Below are 14,173 nucleotides of genomic sequence, written 5' to 3' on the forward strand. Positions count from 1 at the left end.
CAAACTGCGTCGTTTGCGGGACGCGCCCGCTGGGAGAGTCCTCCCTAGTTGTGTATGAACATTTCTCGCACCCCGGACTGGAAGAGCGGCATGGCCAAAAGCGCTGAAAAGACAGAAAAATACTCGGGAAAGGTCCTGATCTGCAGCGGCGGGCGCTTTGAATCCCAGGCCAACGCTCAGATACGCGAGTCCATCATGGCGGGCTGGGCCAAGGTCTTTGGCGAAGAAAACGTCATCGCTGCGAACATCAACGGCGCAGCGGCCTCTATTCAGTATCTCCGACCGACGATCGTCTTCGCCATCGGGTCCTACCTCCCTGAGAGCACCTATTTTGGCGAGGTTTGCCGGGAGGCGCGTAAGGTCGGCGCCGCGACGGTTTTCTGGGCGACCGAAGATCCCTATGAGCAGGATGCGTCTTACCGCATTACGGACGAATTCGACGTCGTCTTCTCGTGCGAACGTTGGGGTTCGAATTTTTATACGCGACCGAACGTCTGGCATCTTCCGCTCGCGGCATGCCCGAACCTGCATTATCGGCCGATCAATGAGACGACCGAGCGCACGATCGACGTGCTGTTCTGCGGCGTTGCCTTCACGAACCGCAAAGATATCGTGCGTGGATTGCTGCCGACGTTGCGCAATCTGAACATCAAGATCGTCGGGCCGGGCTGGGGCGAACTGGGCGTTGGCTTCTCGGACGCGCGTCTTGAGAAGGAGCAGTTGGTGCAATTCTACCAACACTCCAAGATCGTTCTGAATCTCGGTCGCAGCCTGAGCTTCGAGAACAAGCGCTTCATGATTTCGCCGTCGACTCCCGGTCCCCGGACCTATGAGGCTGCCGCGGCAGGGGCGATGCAGATATTCCACGAAGATACTTACGAAATCCGCCGCTATTATACGAAAGACGAAATTCCGTCCTTCTCCAACAAGAGAGATTTCGATCGACTGCTCGACGTTTACCTCGACAACGGCGCGTTGCGACTGGAAACGACGAAGAAGGCGCAGGCGCGCACGATGGCGGAGCACACGTATGGGCATCGTATTCGCGAGGCTTTGGATATTTTGAACAAGGGCGGTTTCTTGCCGTGAATCTTGTTCTTGAGATGTGCCGCGGATTTTAGTTGGGGCACATCCCATGTGCCTTTCAAACTCGCGTATTGTTGGCAAATTTACTCTGCTGCAAGTGGCTGCAGCCAGGGGGAGGGAGCGGGTAACCTGCTTCTGATCGGTGTAGTCCTAAAACAAACGTGACTATTATTCCTCAGCTCCTATGCAAACCTTCAGAGCATGTGCAGTGCGCTCAAGGTCACGGGGCGTTAGTGGCAGAACTGGACGCGGAGGTTGGGCGTCCGATAGCTCCAGAAGGTTGATGGCGGCATAAGCAACGCGCAGGCTGCCAAATTCCTGGAACAGTGCCCACATCGGCTGCAGCGTCTGCTGAAATAGGTTTACGGCAGGAGCATTTCCTTCATGTGCCGCCGCCACCATCGCCTTGGCCAGTTTTGGCAAGAAGCCGCCCAGGACACTGAACCAGCCATCGCATCCGGCGAGCAGGGCTTCCGCCGCAATCCAGTCTCCGCTGTACCCTATAGCAAGCTTTCCAACAGCGCTGGATCGTAGGGCGTCCAGCTCCTGTGCAACCGCGCCTTCTGCCGGAGCCGGCATTTTAACGGCGACTATGGTGGGAAGGGCCGCCAACCGCTCAAGCAGTTCACGACTGAAGCTGAAATGGGTCGTGCCGGGGTTATTATAGATGCAAAGCGGTAAAGACGTGACCTCGGCCACTGCTTTGTAATGCTGATAAGCTTCTTCCTGTGTCAGTGGTGTGTAGGACACAGGGGCCATCAGTAGTCCGTCGGCGCCCTCGGCTGCGGCATCACGTGCCAGGTTCTGGGCCTCGTCGGTGCGCAGGGTTCCAATCCCTACAATCAGCGGTGTTTTGCCCCCAATCGATTTGACGGCTGCACGAACAGCCCGGCATCGCTCGTCACGGCTCAAATAGGCATAGGTTCCGGTGCTGCCTAACAGGCCGATGGAGTCCACGCCACTAGCTGACAGATACTTCGTCATACGCATCACGCCAGCCGTATCCACCACGCCATGTTCATTTGCAGGGGTAATTGGAAAAGCCGAGAGGCCTTTAAAGAAAGACATTACTGGACCTCGTTGCCTGATAGCGCATTCGCGCCTATCGATTTCTAGTTAACATTGGATGTTGCAGGCAGGCGGACGAATGCGCTGCTCATTCTCCACCAGACCAACCCGCACGCAGATTTCGCCATCTTGCGTCATATCCGACGCTCGCAGCAACCGCCGCTTTGGCGTGGGGCGAAGCTGATTGGAAAATTCCAGACTGTGCGGCCCTGGAGTGTCTGATTTCTGGTTTGATAGACCTTCAGGTAGGAACCAGCCTCGGCGGGCCCAGTCTGGTGGCAACCGAAGTGCTGGAAGGCTGCAGCTGACGCCAGGCTCAGGACCTATTAATTTATTGAACTGAGAGAACTGTTGCGATTCACAGGCCTACAGGTGCAAATGAAGCTGCGAGTGACGTGTCTTTACTTTTTGAGTGCTAGATGGAAGGGATCAGGCCGCTTTTCCTCTGGCGCATGGTGTGCCGCGCGTGGATGACCGTCGTGTTCTGGCGGAATCGTTTACGTGTTCCGCAACTGTCTTCAGTGGAAAGACGCTCCGAAAGCTTGCGTCCTGCACAAGACGTTATACAATCGCTTTATCCTGCGGAGCTGTCTGGGTGTTTTTGACAGTATCCTTGTTGCTCTGACAGAGCAGGCTGGCCGTTCGAAACGCCTAATGATCGATGCGACACATCTCAAGGCTCACCGGAGGTTGGCGTCCCCGCTCAAAATAGGCTTTTCCTCGCCATATCGGATGGACAAAAGCCGGCCTGAACTCAAAGCTGCATCCATGTGCGATGGTCAAGGTCGGCCTGTTCGTCTGCATCTGACAGCAGGTCGGGTCAGTGACTTCAAAGGCGCAGACGTGCTGCCGGCAGACCTCCCCGACGAGACAGAAGAAGTCATCGGGGACGGAGGCTATGACAGCAACCGGATCAGGTTATTGCTTGCAGAACGCAATATCACGGCCTGTATTCCGCCGAAGAAGAACCGGAAATCAAAGCCGCCTTACGATTGGCATCTGTATAAAAAGCGTCACCCGATCGAAAACATGTTCGCAAATCTGAAAGACTGGCGACGTGTTGCGACCAGATACGACCGCTGCGCTCATACATTCATGTCTGCAATCCACATGCAGAAAGTTTCATCTTCTGGAACAAAGAATGAGTCCTTAACCTAATTCCAACGACCTTTTTCTCCCGAGAAATATAGCTCAAGATACGATAAAAAAAGCTTTATCCTCATACTCAAGTTGCGGTGCCCGTCGTAACAGGCATAGATGGGATCTTCTTCTTCGCACTGAAATTTCGGGAGAAGCCGAACTAATCGGCCCGATGCCAGATCATCATGGATATGAAAAGCCGCCAAGCGGACAATTCCTGCGTCGGCACGGGCGAGCTCAAGCAACATCTGCCCTTGATTTGTGGTCACGTCGCTGTCAATGCGCAGTCTGCGCGCCACATTATCGGATGCCTGCACCGCCCAGTGACTAACCGCCAAACTGGGCAGGAAATTGAGGCAACGATGGAATGCCAGATCAACAGGCTCCTGCGGCGTACCGTGCTGCGACAGGTAACCAGGCGACGCACAGATCACCCAGCGCGTTCTGGCAAATAGTTTAGCAACCAAAGAAGAATCGGGTAACGGGCCAACATGGATGGCGACATCCATCCCGCCCTCCAGCAAATTGCCGGGTTCCATTCGCAGATGTATTTCGAGCTTAAGCGAAGGGTGTATTCTCCGAAAATCCGGGACCAAGGGGGCGAGTTGCGCCGTTGCGAAGGTCGGCATGGAGCGAATACGTAACGTATCACTTAACAAGGCGCCGGTATTGACGGCTGCATCGGCCGACTCCACCGCCTCAATCGCTCGCAGCGCCGCCAAATGAAAATTCATCCCATCTGGTGTCAGTTCGATCGCGCGGCTCGAACGAATAAACAACCTTACTTTCAGACGATCCTCAAGGCGCGCGATGACCTTACTGATCGCCGAGGGGGTCAGCGACAGCGAGCGTGCCGCGTGGGAAAATCCGCCCTCGGCTACCACTCGAGCGAATACTACCATCTCTCCATATCGATCCACGGTCTGTGCCTTGCCGTCAACTAAGGAGTGAATTCAATTCTATTGAGACAAGGGGTGGGTCTGGCGTACCCGTTTGTCAACCCGAAAAACTTTTCGAGAATCAGACGTAGACGGGATATTAGAGGAGAAGGTTGCGATGTTGATCGCTGATCCAGTCACACGAGATGAAATATTTCATACCGACGAAATCGTCGACGCAATCATTATAGGGGCAGGCTTTTCCGGTCTTTATCAACTTTATCAACTTCGTGAAGAACTCGGCCTTAAAGCAATCGTTCTCGAAGCTGGTAAGGATGTCGGCGGAACGTGGTATTGGAACCGCTATCCCGGAGCACGTTGCGATTCTGAAAGTTACGCTTACAGCTATTCCTTTGATCCTTCTCTGGAGCAGGAATGGTCTTGGTCAGAGCGTTATCCTGGCGCAGCAGAAATCCGTAGTTACCTGGAGCACGTCGCCGATCGTTTTGACTTGCGTCGAAATATTCATTTTGGCGCCAAGGTCGTTGGCGCGTCGTTCGACGACGCAACCAATCTCTGGACCGTCAGTACGTTAGACGGAGCAGATTTTAGGTGCCGCTTTCTAATCACGGCAGTCGGCTGTATCTCATCTGCCAACGTCCCGCACATCGCTGGCCTCGCCGACTTCAAGGGTGAATGGTACCACACGGGTCACTGGCCGCATGAGGGCGTCGATTTCTCTGGCCTGCGCGTCGGATTGATCGGAACAGGCTCGACCGGCATTCAGGCCGCGCCTGAAATCGCCCGTGAGGCTGCTCATCTTACCGTTTTCCAGCGCACGGCCAACTACAGCATACCGGCTCATAATGCGCCCCTTGGAAAAGACGAGATCCGAGCCATCAAGGAGGATTACCCCGCGATCCGAAAGCACATGCGTTCCAACAGTAATGGCCACCCTTATCAAATGCCGCCTGAGGGGGCCCTTTCAGTTTCCTCCGAAGAGCGCGAGCGGCGCTACGAGGACGCCTGGGCCAAGGGCGGACTGGGCTTTCGCGCGGTGTTCAGCGATCTTCTCACCGACATTAAAGCCAACACCACAGCGTCGGACTTCATTCGTGGCAAGATCCGTTCGATCGTAAAAGATCCCGAGACCGCATCGCTGCTGACTCCTACGGATCACCCTTTTGCCTCGAAACGCCCTCCCATCGACACCAATTATTTTGAGACCTTCAACCGCTCCAATGTAACGCTAGTAGATGTCCGCGCGGCGCCAATTCAGTCGATCACGGCTACTGGCATTCGAACCACCAACGCCGATTATGAACTCGACGCCATCGTCTTTGCCACCGGCTTCGACGCCATGACGGGGCCTTTACTGGCGCTCAACCTTATCGGAAGCGGTGGGCGGACGTTACGCGACGATTGGTCCACCGGACCGAGCACCCTGCTAGGCGTCCAGACGCCGGGCTATCCAAACCTGTTCACTGTCACTGGGCCTGGCAGCCCCTCCGTCCTTTGCAACATGCCAGTCGCGATCGAGCAACACACGCGATGGATCACGGCGTGTATCGCTTACATGGCCGATAAGGGATACAAACGCATCGAGGCAGATGTGGACGCTGCTCAAGCTTGGATGGCTCATGTTGATGCCGCCGCAAAGAACACTCTGCTACCCATGGCCAATCACTCTTGGTATTTGGGGGCCAATATTCCAGGAAAACCACGTGTTTTCATGCCTTATGCTGGCGGTCTGTCCAATTTTGCATCGAAATCGGATGACATCGCCAGGGCTGGCTATCAGGGTTTTCGGATGAGCTGAGATGACCAGAGCCCTCAATCCTGAGATACTATCCGCAGCGGCGCGATCTACCGCCGCTCCATTTGGTTCGCTGCCCCCTAGTGAGACACGCGCAAATTATATTGAAGCTCGGAAGCTCCAGGAACTTGAGTTCCTGCCCGTCGCAAGTATCGAAGATATTGCGATTAAAGGAGATGGCGCTCCTTTGAAGCTGCGTCTCTATCGCGACACTTTTAGCGATGATCAACAGCCCTGCCTGCTCTTTCTTCATGGCGGGGGATGGATGGTGGGTAATCTTGATACGCATGAGGGTCTATGCCGGAAACTGGCCAAAAAAACTCGCATGCATGTTTTGGCGGTCGATTATCGTTTGGCTCCGGAGCACCCTTTTCCCGCCGGGCTGGAAGACGCGGCAAGAGCCTTGAGTTGGCTCGTCCGATTTGGTCCTGATCGTGGAATCGATATCTCACGCCTGGCCATCTGCGGAGACAGTGCCGGCGGTAATTTCGCTGCTGTCCTCGCGATCATGGCCAGCCGAGGTGAGGTCCCTAAGCTGACCGGACAGATACTGCTTTACCCTGTCACCGATCTCAGGATGGCAAGCGAAAGTTATCGCCTCTGCGACTCTTCGCTTCCTCTCACGCCGACGGCTATGCGTTTTTTTATCGATCACTACCTACCACGGGGCGTTGATCGCGAAGATTGGCGCGCTTCGCCACTGCTGGCCGCTTCGCTGGCTAGAACACCGCCAGCCATAGTGCTGACCTGTGGGCACGATCCCCTCCGGGATGAAGGGGATGCTTACGCCCGGCGGCTGGAACAGGAGGGTGTTGCGGTCACCCACCTCCATCTGAGCGACCAGGTTCATGGTTTTCTCAATTTCGGAAGAGCAGTTGGAGCAGTTGAGGGTGTCGTCGATTTCCTAGCCTCGTGGCTCAATGATCTCTGGCGCACAGACATCAAGTGAGATGCGCCTGTTTTGATAAGCGCTGCGGCTCTGTTGCGCAAACAGGTTGTGATTCACGGAGTGAATGCGTTCTGGTGACGAGCGTGCATGAGCAAACGACCTCCACCCCGCTATGGAGCGAGGAGCCGGGGTTCCTAATAATGCTATGCTGAAGAAGCTAGGACCTCTGACGGTTTGGTTCGATCCGTCGATGTGTCGGGAAGGTCTGCCGTCCGATCGGCGAGGGCGGTGACAAAGTTACAACGAAGCCGCGATCCAGACCTGTCTGACGCTGAGGGCTCTTTTTGGCGTGACCTTGAGCCAGACGACCGGCTTTGCCGAAAGCTTGCTCCGTGTGGCGGGGCTGGCTTGGAGCGTTCCAGATTTCAGCACCCCGAGCCGCCGGCAGAAAACCCTGACGGTCGATATTGCGTATCGCGGCTCGAACAGACCTTTGCGCCTTCTGATTGACGGCACGGGGATCAGGGAGGCTGATGGCGCCCCCGAGCGAGGAGGTTTGAAACGCCGCATCTGGCGTAAACTCCATATCGGGACCGACGAGGGATCACTGGAAATCAGGACCACCGATATCACGGACGACGACGTCGGAGACTCTCTCATCCTGCCGGCGTTTCTGATCCAAAACTTCGAAGACGAGGAGATCACGAACGTTGCGGCCGTCGGCGCTTATAATGCGGGCAATGTCATGAAACAGTCGTAGAATGCGGGGCGTAAGCGGTTAGCTGTGGTGTCGCGCGTCTGATGGGCAGGATTTAGCGGCAGTCGCGATTGGAAGTATGGGCGGTAGCATCATTCATGCGCCAGGTAATGTATTCAGCATGAGCCAATCTGCTTCTCCCTTCATGCAGTTCAACGTCAGGCGATACGAGAAGGAGCGAGTTTTTTATTCTCTGGGACAGATACTTGCAAAGCAAATACCAAACAATTCCACGCAGAGTAAGCGCCAACTGAAATCGAGATAACACATGTCCACTTAACGGAAGGTTCGTCAAATATCCGTATGTCTGGAGTGACGGACGAAACCAGCTACTCTTGCGAACAACGTGCTGGCTTGATTACCCATGCGCCGTCAGCATCGACGGCACGTCACATCCATAAACCCGCTCTCGTAACATGGGCGGACCAAGTGAGCCGCCCGCAAACTGTCTCACCTCTGACACACTTTGGCCAAGGCAATACAAGTTGCCGTGATCACGTGAGTTAATCGCTGGCCGGAATTATATCGGGTGTGGCGAGACACTTCTCAGCTTTGGCGGCGCTCGTCAGGTGGAGCCAACCCACCGGCGCCGTCGCCATGGAAGAGCTGGGAAAGACGTGAAACATGCAGACAAGCATCTCAAGAATGTTGTCTATAATAACAACGATTCTTGTCGGAGCCATCGGGCTCTTTCTATTCTTTGGCGGAGCGCAACTCCTGCTTCTTGGCGGATCGTGGTTTTATATCGCGGCCGGCGGTGTTTTTCTGGCGGTGGCGGCCACCGGCCTCAAAACGCCTCGCCTCGCACTGCGCATCTATGCGGGGTTGCTACTGTTCGCGACGCTTTGGTCACTTTTGGAGGTCGGCTTCGACATCTGGGGACTGGAAGTCCGTCTTCTAACGTTGATCGCCGTGGGCGCATGGCTGCTACTCCCCTGGGTCTGGAGGCTTTCCAACAGCTGGCTCTCCGACAAGCGTGAAGTTCTGGGGGCGATGGGGGTCAGCGTGGCCGCTCTAGTCGTCAGTTGCTTCACGTCCTATTCGATCAACGGCTCCGTCCCGTCGGATCGCATGGCCCCGCAGGGGCAGCCGGACACCGGTTCGCCGGAGATGTCTGCCGCCGACTGGCAGGCGTACGGCCGCACTGTTGGCGGCGATCGGTATTCGCCACTGGATCAGATCACGACGAAGAACGTGTCGCACCTGAAGCGCGCGTGGATCACCCGGACGGGCGACACGCAGCAGATGGGGGAGGGAACGGTCGCCGGTCCGGATCAGGGGCATGAGTTCAATCTTGAACTGACCCCGATCAAAGTCGACAACACGCTGTATATGTGCACGCCCCATAGCCAAGTGATCGCTATGGACGCCGCCACGGGCAAGATCAAATGGAAGTTCGACCCGCATCCGGCGGAAGCCGATTTGGCGAAGAACGTCTACCTCGCTTGCCGTGGCGTTTCATATTACCGGATTCCGGACGAGATCCAGACCGGTTGCCGCGCGCGTATCTACTCGCCGGTTGCGGACGTGCGAATGGTCGCGCTGGATGCGGAAACGGGCAAACCCTGTGACGATTTCGGCGATCACGGCTTCATCTCCCTGCGTCAATATCTCGGCCATGTGCCGCATGGTTTCCACTTCGTGACGTCGCCGCCGCTTGTGGCCAAAAATCGCGTCATCACGGGCGGCTGGGTTTTCGACAATCAGGCGAATTTCGAACCGTCCGGCGCAGTGCGCGCGTTTGACGCGACGACGGGCGAGATCGCGTGGGTGTGGGACGCCGGGCACAATCCGGAGACGTTTAAGCCCGGTCCAGATGACGTTCTGACGCGCGACACCCCGAACGGGTGGGGCGTCTATACGGCTGACACGAATCTCGGCCTCGTTTACGTTCCCACCGGCAACGCTCCGCCGGACAACTGGGGCGGTTCACGGCGCCCGTTCGATGATGCGACGTCTTCCGCCACTATTGCGCTTGATATCGAGACTGGTGAGCGGCGTTGGACCTATCAGACCGTGCATCACGACCTTTGGGATATGGATATTCCGTCCGGGCCGTCGATGGTCGATCTGCCGGACTCCAGCGGCCAGATGGTCCCTGCGCTGGTTCAGAGCACCAAGCGAGGCGAGTTCTTCGTCCTTGACCGTCGCACGGGCGTGCCAGTGCCGGGCTACCCTGTAGAAGAGCGTGCGGTGCCGACTGCGGGCGTGGCCCCGGACGACCGCATTTCTCCGACGCAGCCTTTCCCGGCGGCCATGCCGTCGCTGACGCCGCCGGATCTTAAAGAAACGGATATGTGGGGTGCCACGCTGCTCGACCAGATGGTGTGCCGCATCCAGTTCCGGCAGTCGGCCTATGACGGGCAGTTCACGCCGCCACATGTCGGCAAGACAACGATCGTCTACCCGGCGTTCTACGGTATCGTAGATTGGCAGGGGATCACGATTGATCCGCAGCGCAAGATCATGCTGGCGAATGCGAGCTATCTGCCGTTCCGCATCAAACTCGATCATCGACGGACTCTCGAAGATCCCGGCGTTCTGCCGAAGTGGAACGGCAATGGCGAAGAGCCTGCGGCCAAGGGCGACGCGCTTTCAGTCTCCCCGGATTACGGCACGCCCTATATCGCCTACACCAATCCTTGGCTGAATCCGCTACAGATTCCTTGCAAGGGACCTGTCTGGGGCACGCTCACGGCGATCGACCTGGTCACCAAAAAGATCGTGTGGCAGCACCCGGTTGGAACGACGCGCGATACGGGCCCCTTCCGCACGCACACCAACCTGCCGTTACCGACCGGGATGTATAACATCGGCGGCAACATCGTCACCAAAGGCGGCGTAGTCTTCATGGGCGCCACGGCCGACGATTATCTACGCGCGTTCGACCTGAAGACTGGGGAGGTTATCTGGAGTGACCGTCTGCCTGCGGGCGGACAGGCGACGCCGATGTCCTACGAAGTCAACGGCAAGCAGTACGTCCTGATTGCTGCTGGCGGTCACGGCGGTCTGGCCACGAGAAGCGGTGATTACATCATCGCCTATGCTCTGGACGGTCAGCAGGGCGCTGAGGCGCACTGATCGGCAACGATCACAGTCTTCGACTTCAACGGAGCGTCCGCAGGGTTAAGCGGACGCTCCCCCTGATCTGACGGAAATAACATCATGCGCGTGACAGAATGGGCGAGTGTTCGCCGTCTCTCCGTGTTTTCGCTGCTTGCGACTGGCTTGACCCTGAGCGTATGTTCGGGCGCACGAGCCTCGGACATTACTTTGGGTATCATCGGGCCACACGAATACGATTTGCCTGTCGACTTTTCCCCATTCAATGTGCTGGTTCAGTATGGCGACGGCAATGCTGCGGGCTCGACCTACAACGGGCAGGGCACGCGTCAGGCCAAAGGGGGAAGTCACACCTGGTCGGGTCTTACCAAATACGTCCATTTTCGCAGTTTCGATGCAATTCCACATGTCGGCTTTGCTTTCGAGGTCATTCAGTCTGAAAGCTACGTGCTCGCCAACGGCACGAATTACGGTGGACTGGGTGGCACCATTGTGGGGCCAGCCGCCTGGTTCAAGCCGAACGCGCATAGCACGTTCGGATTTCAGACCTTCATGCAGACGCCTTCAGGCACGCGATATTCGCTCGCGTCACATAACTGGTCGAATATATCGAGCTTTATTTTTGACTATGAGTGGAAGCATTTCAGCTTCGACGGAGATGCCGGCGCTGTTACAAGCTCAACGCGTCACGTTCGCGGGCAGGACAGCTATTATCCTGGCGTAGTGTTTTACTCAAACCTGCGTTTCAGCTGGAAGGCGACGAAACTTTTTGAACCGTTTCTGGCGTTTGACTGGCAGAATGTCGCAGGCACATATAACAATACTCAAAATGCTTACGTAAACGATTCCTATAGCCGGGAGACGGCTCTTGGTCTGGGCGCGATGCTCAATATCTCGAAGCACTACTCCTTTACCGCGAGATATTCGCATTCTGTGGAGGGGCGGAATGTCCCGGAAACAAATGCTTATTATATAAAATTTGTGTATCTGTGGTAATTTCTCGGTATTCAAATTATAATCATAGGCGCAATGGGAACGTCATGCTGGCACGCTCCTCCCGTCTATTTATTTGGATCTCCGTGCCTTCTTCTTGGCTAATATAACCTCTTGCAAGGGGATGTCAGGCGTTCGAGGCGAGCCGTCATCGTCCTTGCAAGGCACGCCTGTGCTTCGGCGCGTCGTCAGAAATTACGCGTGAAGCCACCCATGATCGTTCTTGGCGTGCCAACCGTGGTTCGAGTTAGTGATGCTGATGGAAAATATCTTTTGTCAGCAGCATTTTGCACATTGAGTTGAGCACTCCAAGGTCCCCTCTCGTAATACAGGGCAAGGCTGACCAGGGCATAAGCCGAAGTTTTATAAGTGCGTCCGTAATACGGATCGCGCGGCGTATAGTTATCAGCAGGGCTGGCGCCCTCGACATGCACGCCACCGCCAAATCCCAAACCTTTAAGAGCGCCGGCAGGCAAAGTATATTTTGTCCAGATATTGAAAATATGATGCGGTACGCCAGCAAGCCACAAAGAGCCGCCGTTAGGGAGAAGCCTGTTATCTTTTGTGATTTTCGTATCAAGATATGTGTAGGCTAGTGTAGCGTTCCAGTTCGGTTTGATACTCCACTCGCCCTCGAGCTCAAACCCCTTGCTGGTCTGCTCTCCCTGCGCGATCGAATACAACGGATGCGCCGGGTCTGTCGTTGCGACATTTGTTCTTGATAATTGAAATAACGTCGCCATTCCTCGCACAGAACCGTCGTGGCTTTGTGCTTTCAGTCCGAATTCATAATCAGTGCCTATCTGCGGAGGGAGGATGTTTTGCCTGTAATCCGCAGAGGTCGTCGGGAGGAAAGCGCGTGACCAGTTGAAGTAGAACGCCATTTGGTCGACAAAACTCCACGTAAAGCCCGCGTGTGGGCTAAACGCTGTTGTTGGCGGGTTATTACCGCCACGGCCGGCGGTCGCGCGATCCCACCGAACTCCAAATGTCGCCGCCACTCGTTTTCCCAATTTGAGATGATCCTGAATATACGTTCCGAATTGGTCTTGTCTTACTTTTGATATTGTCGCTCCCGGAAGCATATCGGGGACATTGCCATAAACTGGGTTTATGAGAGAAAGAGCTGTCGTGGTTGCGTAACCGGTCGTTGAATTCGTTCCGTTAATTCCGTAATCGACGCCAATCAGCATGTAGTGAGAGAACCACTCGCCTGTGTGGAATCGAAGATTGACGTTGGTGTCAATTCTTATATCGTGACCGTGATTGTTGTACGGTCCATAATAATATCGGCTGAAACTCGATAGATCCGGCGCATAAGATCCAGAGAATAGCCAACGATTGTATGTCTGCCGATAGACCATGTAACGGAAACCCTGATGCAGGCCGATCGCGTTGTTGAATCGATGGTCCAACATGTATCCCAGATGAATGAAAGTCTGACGCTGCTGAGCGGGATTGTCGACGTCGTTTACGGAGAAATTTCGCGGCAAGTTTCCCCACGGAGAAGGGAGCACCGTCCCGTAACCAGGAATGGCTGTATAAGGGTGTCCGCTTGCACGGCTGTAACGAAACAACATGGTGAAATCTGTGTTTTCTGTTGGATGAACTGAAACAGACGGTGCTATGTATAGCGTTTCCATGTCTGACGCCCGCACAAAGTAATCCTGCTTACGATAGAGTGTATTCAGCCGGGCAGTCACAACTCCATTCGATGTCAACTTACGGTTTATGTCCGCGCGCCCCTCATAATAGGACCATGATCCACCCTGAGCCGTGAACGTTGCGAAATTTCTGGTTTCTGGTCGTTTGCTGACCATATTCACCAATCCGGACAAAGGGCCCTGACCGAATAGCCCTGACGCTGGTCCTTTTACGACTTCCAGTCGAGACAATCCGACTGTTTCGTTGATTGCAAGGGAATCAATTGTCTTGAGTCCGTCCAGATACGTCATTCCAGACGTGCTCAAACCGCGCACGCGGATACTGTCATACAATGCGTAACTATCGGCGTAGGAGACTCCCGCCACATTTCGCAATGCATCAGCCAAGCGCAAGACATTTTGGTCATCCATCAATTTTCTCGACACAACAGAAACGATCTGCGGATTCTCCAGAAACGGGATAGACATTTTTGATGCGCTGACTGAAACGTTTTGCTGTCTGGCAGTCACGTTTACCAGTTCGGCCCGCTTGGCGTGAATCTGATGCGTCGTCAATTTCCCGCTTGAACATTCCGCTGAATGGCACCAGCGCTTTTCTGGATTTTTTTTTGCTGCGCGTGTTTCCGCCAACAACGGCGAAATCATAACATTTAGGCAGATGATACCGCTAAATGCAGTGGTACAACCGGTATTAAGTATTTTCCGGCTTGTTGAATAATCGCGCATTTTTTGACGCCAGTTTGTTAGGGCGTCCGCGTTCTATGGCAAGTGCGACGCATTCTCAACAAAAAAAAGATACATGTCGCAGAGAAAGACACT

The 14,173-nt window shown here is 55.2% G+C and carries 10 protein-coding genes; 7 read left to right on the plus strand and 3 right to left on the minus strand.

All coding sequences use genetic code 11. The features are described from left to right. Nucleotides 1-90 precede the first annotated feature (90 nt). Nucleotides 91-1,089: a CgeB family protein gene (locus J2D73_RS07275; RefSeq protein ID WP_207880874.1), complete on the plus strand. Its 999-nt coding sequence runs from the start codon at nt 91-93 to the stop codon at nt 1,087-1,089. Nucleotides 1,090-1,254: 165 nt separating this feature from the next. Here J2D73_RS07275 and J2D73_RS07280 read toward each other — a convergent pair whose 3' ends face one another. Then, nucleotides 1,255-2,154, minus strand: coding sequence for a dihydrodipicolinate synthase family protein (locus J2D73_RS07280; protein WP_207880876.1), 900 nt, complete (start codon nt 2,152-2,154; stop codon nt 1,255-1,257). Between the two features lie 501 nt (nt 2,155-2,655). On the opposite strand from J2D73_RS07280, the gene J2D73_RS07285 reads away from it, so the two are divergent. Continuing rightward, the gene (locus tag J2D73_RS07285; protein WP_341535042.1) at nt 2,656-3,312 is read left to right on the plus strand and encodes an IS5 family transposase; all 657 of its coding nucleotides are present in this window, start codon (nt 2,656-2,658) and stop codon (nt 3,310-3,312) included. Here J2D73_RS07285 and J2D73_RS07290 read toward each other — a convergent pair. Further along, a complete protein-coding gene (locus J2D73_RS07290) occupies nt 3,309-4,214 on the minus strand; it encodes a LysR substrate-binding domain-containing protein (RefSeq protein ID WP_207880878.1) in 906 nt (301 codons plus the stop codon). The genes J2D73_RS07285 and J2D73_RS07290 overlap by 4 nt on opposite strands. Before the next feature lie 136 nt (nt 4,215-4,350). On the opposite strand from J2D73_RS07290, the gene J2D73_RS07295 reads away from it, so the two are divergent. The 5 genes from J2D73_RS07295 (at nt 4,351) to J2D73_RS07315 (ending at nt 11,693) form a co-directional block, all read left to right on the plus strand. Further along, complete coding sequence (locus J2D73_RS07295; protein WP_207880880.1) at nt 4,351-5,991, plus strand: flavin-containing monooxygenase; 1,641 nt, start codon at nt 4,351-4,353, stop codon at nt 5,989-5,991. Between the two features lies 1 nt (nt 5,992). Next, nucleotides 5,993-6,937 carry an alpha/beta hydrolase gene (locus J2D73_RS07300; RefSeq protein WP_207880882.1) on the plus strand — a complete coding sequence of 315 codons (945 nt, stop codon included), beginning with the start codon at nt 5,993-5,995 and terminating at the stop codon, nt 6,935-6,937. Nucleotides 6,938-7,226: 289 nt separating this feature from the next. Continuing rightward, nucleotides 7,227-7,637 (plus strand): transposase, encoded by a 411-nt coding sequence (locus J2D73_RS07305; protein WP_341535043.1) that lies wholly within the window; start codon nt 7,227-7,229, stop codon nt 7,635-7,637. A 621-nt stretch (nt 7,638-8,258) separates the two neighbouring features. Then, nucleotides 8,259-10,715, plus strand: coding sequence for a membrane-bound PQQ-dependent dehydrogenase, glucose/quinate/shikimate family (locus tag J2D73_RS07310; protein WP_207880884.1), 2,457 nt, complete (start codon nt 8,259-8,261; stop codon nt 10,713-10,715). 84 nt (nt 10,716-10,799) lie between these two features. Continuing rightward, complete coding sequence (locus tag J2D73_RS07315) at nt 10,800-11,693, plus strand: transporter (protein ID WP_207880886.1); 894 nt, start codon at nt 10,800-10,802, stop codon at nt 11,691-11,693. A gap of 185 nt (nt 11,694-11,878) precedes the next feature. On the opposite strand, the gene J2D73_RS07320 is transcribed toward J2D73_RS07315, so the two are convergent. Beyond that, a complete protein-coding gene (locus tag J2D73_RS07320) occupies nt 11,879-14,080 on the minus strand; it encodes a TonB-dependent siderophore receptor (RefSeq protein ID WP_243429742.1) in 2,202 nt (733 codons plus the stop codon). Between the last annotated feature and the right edge of the window lie 93 nt (nt 14,081-14,173).

The sequence above is a fragment of the Acetobacter sacchari genome (assembly GCF_017377715.1).
Taxonomy (GTDB): Bacteria; Pseudomonadota; Alphaproteobacteria; order Acetobacterales; family Acetobacteraceae; genus Acetobacter; species Acetobacter sacchari.